This window comes from Chromohalobacter sp. HP20-39 (assembly GCF_033052815.1).
Taxonomy (GTDB): Bacteria; Pseudomonadota; Gammaproteobacteria; order Pseudomonadales; family Halomonadaceae; genus Chromohalobacter.
This window is the reverse complement of the sequence record NZ_JAWHTP010000204.1, coordinates 1-414: the sequence shown is the minus strand read 5'-3', so window position 1 is coordinate 414 and position 414 is coordinate 1. Positions and strand designations below refer to the sequence as shown.

Here is a 414-nt window from a genome sequence, read left to right as displayed (position 1 = left end):
CATGTGCTTGAGCACGCTCGCGCGGTGGCGACTGAAGTGGATGGTGCACTTGCTTTGGCGCAACACCGGCAGGCCAAGCCTAGTGGGCGGTTGCGTGTCTCGCTGCTTGCCGATTTGGCTGCAAGCGCGCTACCTGAGATGCTGGCCAATTTCGTGCGCGAGCATCCAGCAATCGTGCTCGAGATGGACTTGTCGTCCCGACGAGTGGACCTGATTGGCGAGAATTACGATTTGGCGGTCCGCGTGGGAGAGTCGCTGGAGGATAGCGATCTCAGTGCGCGCAAGTTGGCCGAACTTAACGTTGGCCTCTATGCATCGCCGGACTATCTACGTCGCGCGGGTAAGCCCGAAGTCCCGGACGACCTGCTCCGCCTACACGGCTTGCTGTTGCAAACGCGAACCGGTGATCCACGC

Annotated in this window: 1 protein-coding gene; it reads left to right on the top strand. The window is 60.9% G+C overall.

The window, feature by feature from the left end; translation table 11 throughout:
• Positions 1–36: 36 nt before the first annotated feature.
• Positions 37–414, top strand: a 378-nt coding sequence (locus RVY79_RS17640; RefSeq protein WP_317465792.1) for a LysR substrate-binding domain-containing protein, incomplete at its 3' end; no start/stop codon positions are given.